Origin of the sequence: Saccharopolyspora sp. NPDC049357 (genome assembly GCF_040677225.1) — a bacterium.
In the GTDB taxonomy this organism is placed as follows: domain Bacteria; phylum Actinomycetota; class Actinomycetes; order Mycobacteriales; family Pseudonocardiaceae; genus Saccharopolyspora.
The window spans coordinates 1-5,593 of sequence record NZ_JBFAQJ010000081.1; the positions used below are offsets into that span (position 1 = coordinate 1).

4 protein-coding genes are annotated in these 5,593 nt (G+C 68.7%); 2 read left to right on the plus strand and 2 right to left on the minus strand.

Going from position 1 to position 5,593, the window contains the following annotated elements; genetic code table 11:
* Positions 1-160: 160 nt before the first annotated feature.
* Complete coding sequence (glpD, locus tag AB0J91_RS32775; RefSeq protein ID WP_363876862.1) at positions 161-1,909, minus strand: glycerol-3-phosphate dehydrogenase; 1,749 nt, start codon at positions 1,907-1,909, stop codon at positions 161-163.
* A 91-nt stretch (positions 1,910-2,000) separates the two neighbouring features.
* Positions 2,001-2,828: a DeoR/GlpR family DNA-binding transcription regulator gene (locus tag AB0J91_RS32780; RefSeq protein ID WP_363789839.1), complete on the minus strand. Its 828-nt coding sequence runs from the start codon at positions 2,826-2,828 to the stop codon at positions 2,001-2,003.
* A 405-nt stretch (positions 2,829-3,233) separates the two neighbouring features.
* On the opposite strand from AB0J91_RS32780, the gene AB0J91_RS32785 reads away from it, so the two are divergent.
* Positions 3,234-3,986, plus strand: a complete 753-nt coding sequence (locus tag AB0J91_RS32785) for an MIP/aquaporin family protein (protein ID WP_363876865.1) — start codon at positions 3,234-3,236, stop codon at positions 3,984-3,986.
* Between the two features lie 22 nt (positions 3,987-4,008).
* A complete protein-coding gene (glpK, locus tag AB0J91_RS32790) occupies positions 4,009-5,511 on the plus strand; it encodes a glycerol kinase GlpK (RefSeq protein ID WP_363876868.1) in 1,503 nt (500 codons plus the stop codon).
* Positions 5,512-5,593: the final 82 nt, after the last annotated feature.

Genomic DNA, 5,593 nt, shown 5'->3' on the forward strand with positions numbered 1-5,593 from the left:
GGATCGGTCGCAACCGTGCCAGCGACTCCAGCGAGGTGTCGGCGCGGGGATGTTCGTCGGTGTCGACGACCACCTCGCCCTTCCTTGGAAGCGTGCCGGGCTCGGCTGCGCCGTGCTCATGACGATGGCCCCGTCCGAGGACGGGGCCATCGAGCGCGTGTCAGACCACCGGTTCCAGGAGGCTGATCCTGGCTTCCGGGGCCGCGGAGCGCTTGGCGTCGGCCGCTTGGTCGCTGGGTTCGGTCTGCGAGTCGCGTTCGGCTTCTACCCGCTGGGTGTAGACCGCGACCTCGCGGGTGATGGTCTCCTCGTCCCAGCCGAGCTCGGCCGCCATCAGCCGTGCCACGGCGTCAGCGCAGTCCACGCCCCGGTGCGGGTATTCGATGGAGATGCGGGTGCGCCGGGTGAGCACGTCCTCCAGGTGCATCGCGCCTTCGTGGCTGCACGCGTAGACGATCTCCGCCTGGAGGTAGTTCGGGGCGGCCGGGACCGGCTTGAGCAGGTCGGGTCGCTCCTCGCCTGCCGCGAGCACCTCGTGGATCTCCGAGCCGTAGCGGTCCAGCAGGTGCCGGATCCGGTACGGGTGCAGGCCGTGCGCGCTGGCCAGCTGGTCAGCCTGGTTGACCAGCGCGTGGTAGCCGTCGGCGCCGATCAGCGGAACCTGGTCGGTGATCGACGAGGCCATCCGGCCGGGGACGTCGGGCGCGACGGCGTCGACCGCGTCGGCGGCCATGACCCGGTAGGTCGTGTACTTGCCACCGGCGATGGCCACCAGCCCCGGGGCCACCCGCGCGACCGCGTGTTCGCGGGAGAGCTTGGAGCTCTCCTCGCTCTCGCCCGCCAGCAGCGGCCGCAGACCGGCGTAGACGCCCTCGATGTCGTCGTGCGTCAACGGGGTCGCCAGCACCGAGTTCACGTGTTCGAGCAGGTAGTCGATGTCGGCCTTGGTCGCCGACGGGTGCGCGAGGTCGAGGTGCCAGTCGGTGTCGGTGGTGCCGATGATCCAGTGGTTTCCCCACGGGATGACGAACAGCACGGACTTCTCGGTGCGCAGGATCATGCCGGTCTCGGCGACGATCCGGTCGCGCGGGACGACGATGTGCACGCCCTTGCTGGAGCGGACGCGGAACCGCCCGCGACCCCCGGAGAGCTTCTGCAGCTCGTCGGTCCACACACCGGTCGCGTTGATCACCGCGTGGGCGCGGACCTCGACCTCTTCGGCGGTCTCCACGTCGCGCACCTTGACGCCCGCGATCCGGTCGGCCTCCCGCAGGAAGCCGGTGACCTGCGTGGAGGTCATGACCACGGCGCCGTAGCGCGAGGCCGTGCGGGCGACGGTCATGGTGTGCCGGGCGTCGTCGGCCTGCGCGTCGTAGTAGCGGATGCCGCCGATCATCGCGCTGCGCTTGAGCGCGGGAACCATCCGCAGCGCACCGGCGCGGCTGAGGTGCTTCTGCCCCGGCACCGAGCGGGCACCGCCCATCGTGTCGTACATGAGCAGACCGGCCGCCGTGTAGGGGCGTTCCCAGAAGCGGCGCGTCAGCGGGTACAGGAACGGGACGGGCTTGACCAGGTGCGGCGCGAGCCTGGTCAGCATCAGCTCGCGTTCCCGCAGGGCCTCGCGCACCAGGGAGAACTCCAGCTGCTCCAGGTAGCGGAGTCCGCCGTGGAAAAGCTTGCTGGAACGGCTGGAGGTCCCGGCCGCCAGGTCGCGGGCCTCCACCAGCGCGACCCGGAGTCCCCGGGTCGCCGCGTCCAGCGCCGCGCCGGCGCCGGTGACGCCGCCGCCGATCACCACGACGTCGAACTCGTCGCGTTCGAGCCGCTTCCAGTTCTCGGCCCGCTCGGTGGGTCCCAACGAGCCCTTCAGCCGGTTTCCGGTCTCGGTCTTGTCCTTGGACTTGGACACCGCGTCCTCCTCGCTTTGATCGCGTCCCACCGTTAAACCCACCGCCGACGCGGAACCGGACCTGCGCGCAGGTGGCGCACCACGGTGGTCATCATGCCCGACCAGCACTGTCCGTGCCTGGCGCAGCGCGTCCCGCTGGGGTCGCCTGTTCGACGAGCGCTCCCCGCTCGCGCAGCACTTCGATCTGGTGGCCGGGGGTTTTCGAATCCACGATGACGATGTCGAAGTCCTCGACGGGCGCGACCGCGTGCAGCGCGCGCCGGTGGAACTTCGTGTGGTCAACGTAGAGCACTGTGCGCTGAGCCGCGGCCAGCATCGCCTTCTTGATCTGCACCATCTCCTGCTGCGGGTAGCAGCCGATGCCGTCGGTCACCGCCGACACCGACATGATCGCCAGGTCGACGCGGAGGTTGCGCAGCGAGTCCAGCGCCATGCCACCGACGAACGCGTCCGCCCACGGCAGGTAGTCGCCGCCGACGCAGATCAAGCTGATCCCGGGGGCGGCGGCGAGCTCGTCGAAAACGCCGCGGTGGTTGGTGACGACCGTCAGCGGCGCGCGTTCGGGCAGCAACCGCGCCAGGTGCACGCCGGTGGTGGAGTCGTCGAGCACCAGCGCCTGCCCGGGCTCGATGAGCTCGGCGGCGGCGCGGGCCAGTTCCTCCTTTTCGGGCTGGTTCTGCTGCAGCCGGTATTCCGAAGCCGCTTCGTAGAGCAGCGACGAGGCGGCCGAGACGTTGCCCCTGTTGCGGTGCACCAGCCCCTGCGATTCCAGGTCGGCGAGATCCCGGTACACGGTCATGGCGCTGGCCCCGATGGTCGCGACCAGGTCGTCGATGCGCAGGGTGCCCTCCGCCATCACCAGTTCGGTGATCTTGCGGCGCCGGTCCTGCTGCTTGCCGGACGGTCGTCGGCCGGACATGGCGGCTCCTCGCTCCGAGTGGCGCTGACTGCGGCCGGATCACCTCCGTCACCGCAAGCTCACCGTACAACTCGATAAAAACACCATCTCAACCAGTCCGCAACGCTTCTTTTCACACGGAGTTTGTGATTAAAGTGTCGTCCGGTAGCCGGGGCCGATCACTCGGTCCAGGCGTGCCGGACGCCGGTGTCCCCACACCGGGAGCCCGGCACCGGGGATCTCCGACTCCGCGCTACCACCGGGCGAGCTCCGGGATTAGGCGGTACAGACGAACGTGCTGCGCACGACTGGCGGCACTCATGGACACGTGTTGCCATGCGGCAGTACCGTCCCGACTCGCTCCATGTCGGACAGACACCGAACACCCGCCTGTGCCAACGGCGGCATCACGAGGGGAACGGGAGTATGACCAGTCTTGGCGAGGTATTCCTCTGGGAGCTGCTCGGGACGGCGATACTGACGCTCATGGGCTGCGGCGTCGTGGCGAACGTGACGCTGAGCAGGAGCCTCGGAGTCGGCGGCGGATGGCTGCTGGTGAACTTCGGCTGGGGCTTCGCGGTTTTCGCCGGCGCCAGCATCGCCGAACCTGCCGGGGCGCACATCAACCCCGCGGTCACCATCGGACTGGCGATCTACGGGGACACCCCGTGGTCGCAGGTCCCCGTCTACATCATCGCGCAGATGATCGGTGCCGTACTGGGTGCGGTCCTGTGCTGGGCGGCCTACAAGTTGCAGTTCGACACGACGGAGGAGCCCGCCAACACCCGGGGGATCTTCTGCACCGGACCGACGGTCCCGAACGCTCCGTGGAACCTGATCACCGAGATCATCGGCACCTTCGTGCTGGTGTTCTGGATCATCACCAACCCGCCGGCCACCGCCGGCGACACCCCGGGAGTTCCGGACTTCGGCAACGCCGCGCTCGGCTACGCGGCGGTCGCCTTCATCGTGATCGGCATCGGCAACTCGCTCGGCGGACCGACCGGGTACGCCATCAACCCGGCGCGTGACCTGGGTCCGCGCATCGCGTACGCGATCCTGCCCATTCGCGGCAAGGGTTCGGCGGAGTGGGGCTACTCGTGGGTCCCGATCGCCGGACCGATCATCGGTGGCGCGCTGGCGGCGCTGCTGGCCCTCGCTCTGCCCATCAGCAGCTGACCGGACAAGGAAGGTTTGAACAATGGCCTCGTACATCGCCGCCATTGACCAGGGGACCACGTCCTCGCGGTGCATGATCTTCGACCACTCCGGCAGAGTGGTCGCGGTCAACCAGAAGGAGCACCGCCAGCTGTTCCCCAAGGCCGGCTGGGTCGAGCACGACCCGGTCGAGATCTGGAACAACGTCCGCCAGGTGTGCGCGGGCGCCCTGGCCAAGGCAGACCTGGTCTCCTCCGACATCGCCGCCTGCGGCATCACCAACCAGCGTGAGACCACGGTGGTCTGGGAGAAGGCCACCGGAAAGCCGGTCTACAACGCCATCGTCTGGCAGGACACCCGCACCGACGAGATCGTCAGCCAACTGGGCGCGAAGGAGGGGCAGAACCGCTTCCAGGCGAAGACCGGTCTGCCGCTGGCGACCTACTTCTCCGGCCCGAAGGTGAAGTGGCTGCTGGACAACGTCGAGGGCATCCGGGAGCGCGCCGAGAAGGGCGAGCTGCTGTTCGGCAACATGGACACCTGGGTGCTGTGGAACTGCACCGGTGGCCCGGACGGCGGACTCCACGTCACCGACCCGACCAACGCCTCGCGCACGCTGCTGATGGATCTGGAGACCCTGCAGTGGGATCCGGACATCTGCGCCGAGATCGGCGTGCCGATGTCGATGCTGCCGGAGATCCGCTCCTCCTCGGAGGTCTACGGGCAGTTCCGCGAGCGCGGTGTGTTCGCCGGGATCCCGATCGCCGGCATCCTCGGCGATCAGCAGGCCGCCACCTTCGGGCAGGCGTGCCTGTCGCCCGGTGAGGCCAAGAACACCTACGGCACCGGCAACTTCGTCCTGCTCAACACCGGGACCGAGCGCGTCATCAGCCAGAACGGCCTGCTGACCACGGTCGGCTACAAGATCGGCGACAACGACACGATCTACTGCCTGGAGGGCTCGATCGCGGTCACCGGTTCGCTGGTGCAGTGGCTGCGGGACAACCTCGGCATGATCGGCAGCGCTCCGGAGATCGAGCAGGTCGCGTCCAGCGTGGACGACAACGGCGGCGCGTACTTCGTGCCCGCCTTCTCCGGTCTGTTCGCGCCGCACTGGCGCTCGGACGCGCGCGGCGCGATCGTCGGGCTCACCCGGTACGTCAACCGCGGTCACCTCGCCCGAGCGGTGCTGGAGGCCACGGCCTTCCAGACCCGCGAGGTCATCGAGGCGATGAACGCCGACTCCGGTGTCCCGCTGAAGTCGCTGAAGGTCGACGGCGGCATGGTCGTCAACGAGCTGCTGATGCAGTTCCAGGCGGACATCCTGGGCGTTCCGGTGATCCGGCCGAAGGTCAACGAGACCACCGCGCTCGGCGCCGCCTACGCGGCCGGCCTCGCGGTCGGCTTCTGGGAGAGCGAAGCCGACATCCGCAGCAACTGGGCCAAGGACAAGCAGTGGGACCCGTCGATGACGGAGGAGCTCCGCGAGAAGCAGTACGCCAACTGGCAGAAGGCGGTCACCAAGACCTTCGACTGGGTCGAGTGACGCCAGGACTCCGCGCCCTCGGGTGAGGCGACCGCGTGTGATCGCCTCACCGACGCCGACGGCGGTTCGCTCGGTTCCGGAC

Coding starts and splice junctions, on each gene's coding strand:
- AB0J91_RS32780 (WP_363789839.1), bottom strand. CDS start 2,828: ATGTCCGGCCGACGACCGTCCGGCAAGCAGCAGGACCGGCGCCGCAAG.
- AB0J91_RS32785 (WP_363876865.1), top strand. CDS start 3,234: ATGACCAGTCTTGGCGAGGTATTCCTCTGGGAGCTGCTCGGGACGGCG.
- glpK (WP_363876868.1), top strand. CDS start 4,009: ATGGCCTCGTACATCGCCGCCATTGACCAGGGGACCACGTCCTCGCGG.